The organism is Inquilinus sp. (assembly GCF_057815775.1).
Window position 1 is genome coordinate 1 of the sequence record NZ_JBYRFX010000130.1, and the last position, 4150, is coordinate 4150.

The 4150-nt window shown below is 69.7% G+C and carries 4 protein-coding genes; 2 read left to right on the forward strand and 2 right to left on the reverse strand.

All coding sequences use genetic code 11. The features are described from left to right. Positions 1–429 (reverse strand): VOC family protein (locus tag AC3XYG_RS04795; protein WP_489138673.1); only part of this gene is annotated, 429 nt, incomplete at its 3' end. A gap of 234 nt (positions 430–663) precedes the next feature. On the opposite strand from AC3XYG_RS04795, the gene AC3XYG_RS04800 reads away from it, so the two are divergent. Beyond that, positions 664–1905 carry an efflux RND transporter periplasmic adaptor subunit gene (locus AC3XYG_RS04800; protein ID WP_489138674.1) on the forward strand — a complete coding sequence of 414 codons (1242 nt, stop codon included), beginning with the start codon at positions 664–666 and terminating at the stop codon, positions 1903–1905. Next, complete coding sequence (locus AC3XYG_RS04805; RefSeq protein WP_489138675.1) at positions 1902–3869, forward strand: MacB family efflux pump subunit; 1968 nt, start codon at positions 1902–1904, stop codon at positions 3867–3869. Before AC3XYG_RS04800 ends, AC3XYG_RS04805 begins: the two co-directional genes overlap by 4 nt. A gap of 23 nt (positions 3870–3892) precedes the next feature. On the opposite strand, the gene AC3XYG_RS04810 is transcribed toward AC3XYG_RS04805, so the two are convergent. Continuing rightward, positions 3893–4150: divalent metal cation transporter (locus tag AC3XYG_RS04810; protein WP_489138676.1), on the reverse strand; the 258-nt coding region annotated here is incomplete at its 5' end.

Genomic DNA, 4150 nt, shown 5'->3' on the forward strand with positions numbered 1-4150 from the left:
GGTGATCTCCTGGAACAGACAGCCATTGCCGTCCGGATCGCTGAACGACGCGAAGGAGGCGTAGCTGCCCCGCGCCGGATCGGGGCCGTCCAGACGGCCATCCTCGCCGGCATGGTGGAACACGCCGCCGACGTCGTGGAACACTTCGCTGACCGCGACGCCGCGCTCGACGAGGTCGGCACGGGCCGCCACGATGTCGGACACGATGAGATGGAGCCCCTGGGCCGAACCCGGCGCCGCCGCCGTGACATTCGAACCGAAGATGATCGAGCAGGGCGAGCCCGGGGGCGTGAACTGCAGGACCCGGAAGCCGTTGTCCCCGGGAACGTCGGCATCGAGCCGCCAGCCCAGGCCGCTGTAAAAACTCTTGGCGCGGTCGACGTCCGAAACAGGAATGACGACGACCTCGAGCTTCATTGTCGTACCCATGATTGAGCCTCCCCGCTCTGAAAATTGACCGGTTTTTCTGGATGGCCAGATTAGCGCGGCAGCCGGGAATCTCCGCGTTATCTGTTGTTATGGGTTGTGAGCGGTCGCCGTCACCCGGACCGCCCGTGGGCGTTGCATTAAATCTGACTGCGGCAACGCTGAGACATACGCCGGCGGGCGATCCCGGATATAAGAGCCCGCTCACCGCCCGGCCTGCACGGGCCCTGTCACCGGATGCGGAGCGTCCCCATCGTCACCGGCACCACCACGCCCCCGCCCCGCCCGCGCCGCAAACGCGGCCGGCTCGTCATCATTATCGCGGTTCTGGCCGTGCTCGCCGTCGGCGGCCTGGCGGCGCGGCACTGGCTGTCGCCGCCGGCGGCCGCCCCGCAGATGACGGCGGTGGCCGTGATCGGCGATGTCGAGAATTCGGTGCTGGCCACCGGCACGCTGAAGCCGGCGCGGCTGGTCGCGGTCGGCGCCCAGGCGTCCGGCCGCATCACCTCGGTCAAGGTCGCGCTGGGCCAGAAGGTGATCAAGGGCGACCTGGTGGCCGAGATCGACAGCCTGACCCAGCAGAACGCGCTGCGCACGGCCCAGGCGTCGCTGGCCAACCTGCAGGCGCAGCGGACCGAGCGGGAGGCGACGCTGACGCTGAACCGGCTGACCCTGGTCCGGCAGAAGGCGATGACCGCGCAGCGCGCCTCGTCCCAGGCGGATCTGGAATCGGCGCAGGCGGGTGTCGATGTCACCGTGGCCCAGATCGCCCAGCTCGACGCCCAGATCACCGAGGGCCAGGTGGCGATCGAGACGGCGCAAGTCGACCTCGGCTACACCCGCATCACCGCCCCGTCCGACGGCACCGTGCTGGCGATCGTCAGCCAGGAGGGGCAGACGGTGAATGCCGTCCAGTCGACCCCGACCATCGTCGTGCTCGGCGACCTCGACACCATGATCGTGCGGGCGGAGATCTCGGAGGCCGATGTCGTCGCCGTGCGGGCCGGCCAGCCGGTCTACTTCACCATCCTGGGCGACCGCGACCAGCGCTATGAGACAACGCTGACCTCGATCGAGCCGGCGCCGGAATCGATCCGCAACGATTCCAGCTTCAGCACGACCGCCACCACCTCCTCCAGCAGCAGCTCGTCGTCCTCGACCTCCGCTGCGATCTACTACATCGGCACCTTCGACGTGCCGAACGCCGACGGCCATTTGCGCACCTACATGACCGCCGAGGTCCATATCGTGCTGGGCCGGGCCCGCGGCGTGGTGACCATCCCGTCCGCCGCCCTGGGCGCCCGCGCCGCCGACGGCAGCTACCCCGTCCAGATCGTCGGCGCTGACGGCACCACGCAGACGCGCCAGGTCCGGATCGGCCTGAACGACAAGGTCACCGTCGAGGTGCAGTCGGGGCTGAGCGCCGGCGAGCGGGTGGTGACCGGCGGGCTCGATGCGCAGGCCGGTGCGCGGCCGTGACCGGAACGGGCGAACCGCTGATCGTGCTGCGTGGCCTGTGGCGCGAGTTCCCGTCGGGCGACGGCACGATCGCGGCGCTGCGCAACATCGACCTGACCATCGCGGCGGGCGAGATGGTGGCGATCGTCGGCGCCTCGGGCTCCGGCAAATCCACCCTGATGAACATCCTCGGCTGCCTCGACCGGCCGACCGCCGGCAGCTACCGCGTCCGCGGCCGGGAGACCGCGGCGCTGGAGCCCGACGAGCTGGCGGCGCTGCGGCGCGAGCATTTCGGCTTCATCTTCCAGCGCTACCACCTGCTGGGCGAGCTGACGGCGCTGGGCAATGTCGAAATCCCCGCGGTCTATGCCGGTTATCGCGCCGGGGAACGCCACACGCGCGCGGCCGCCCTGCTGGGCCGGCTGGGCATGGCGGACCGCATCGGCCACCGGCCGGGCCAGCTTTCGGGCGGGCAGCAGCAGCGGGTGTCGATCGCCCGGGCGCTGATGAACGGCGCCGACGTGGTGCTGGCCGACGAGCCGACCGGTGCCCTGGACCGGCACAGCGGCGAGGAGGTGCTGCGCATCCTGGCCGAATTGCAGGCCGAGGGGCGGACGGTGATCATCGTCACCCACGACATGGCGGTGGCCAGCCGGGCTCAGCGCATCATCGAGATCAGCGACGGCGCCATCGTTTCCGACAGCCGGACCCAGGTCGAGGGTGCCGCAGCCGCGGCGCCCCGGCTGCGGCCGCAGGGCAAGCCGTTGCGCCCGTGGCAGGCGTTCCTGAACCGCCTGCGCGAAGCCTTCCGCATGGCGCTGCTGGCGATGAACGCGCACCGCCTGCGCACAGTGCTGACCATGCTGGGCATCATCATCGGCATCGCCTCGGTCGTCTGCATGGTGGCGCTGGGCCAGGGCACGCAGGAACGGGTGCTGGCCGAGATTTCCAACCTCGGCACCAACACGCTGGAGGTGTTCGCCGGCAAGGATTTCGGCGATGTCCGGTCGGCCAAGGTGACGACGCTGGTGGTGGCCGATGCCGACCAGCTGGCGCGCCAGCCCTATGTCGCCGGCGTCACCCCGACGGTGTCGACCAGCAGCACGGTGCGCTACGGCGCGCGGGAATCCGCCGCCCTGGTCAATGGCGTCGGCGCCCAGTACTTCGTGGTGCGGGGCACCAAGCTGCAGCGCGGCCGGCTGTTCGACACCGATGCCGCGCAGACCCTGTCGCAGGACGTCGTGATCGACGCGGAGACGGCCAAGACCATGTTCCCGGACCCGGGCGAGGACCCGGTCGGCCAGATCCTGCTGGTCGGCAAGGTACCCTGCCGGGTGGTCGGCGTGGTCGAGACCCAACAGGGCGGCTTCGGCGGCAGCCAGAACCTGTCGCTGTACCTGCCCTACACCACGGTCCAGGCCCGCTTCATGGGCAACACCTCACTGCGCAGCATCACGGTCCGCGTCGCCGACGACGTGAGCACGGACCTGGCGGAGGCGGCGGTGACCCGGTTCCTGACCCAGCGGCATGGCGGCAAGGATTTCTTCATCCTCAACACCGACGACATCCGCCGGACCATCAGCGGCGCCACCCAGCTGCTGTCGCTGCTGATCGCCGGCATCGCCGTGATCTCGCTGATGGTCGGCGGCATCGGCGTGATGAACATCATGCTGGTGTCGGTGTCGGAGCGGGTGTCCGAGATCGGCGTGCGCATGGCGGTGGGCGCCCGGCAGGGAGACATCCTGCAGCAATTCCTGATCGAGGCGGTGCTGGTGTGCCTGCTGGGCGGCGTGCTGGGTATCGGCCTGGCCCTCGGCCTGGGCGCGGTGGTCGGTGCCGCCGTCCCGTTCGTCGGGCTGATCTACTCCCCCGCCTCGATCGTCGCCGCCTTCCTGTGCTCCACCCTGATCGGCGTCGTCTTCGGCTACCTGCCGGCCCGCAACGCCTCGCGCCTCGACCCGGTGGTGGCGCTGTCGCGCGACTAGGCTCCATACCTTCATCCAAGACGCTAGCCGGCCAGCCAGCTCCAGACCATCGCCACCGCGATCAGCGCCATGAACCCGGTGGCGGCCCAGCCGATGACGGTCAGGACGCCGGGCAGCCGGAACTGTCCGACATTGGCTTGGCGCCGGCTCATGATGAGGATCAGCGCCATGATCGGCACCGCGACCAGCCCGTTGATGACAGCGCTCCAGAACAGCGCCTTGATCGGATCGATGGCGACGGCGTTGAGGCCGATGCCGACCAGCATGGCCACGGCGATGGT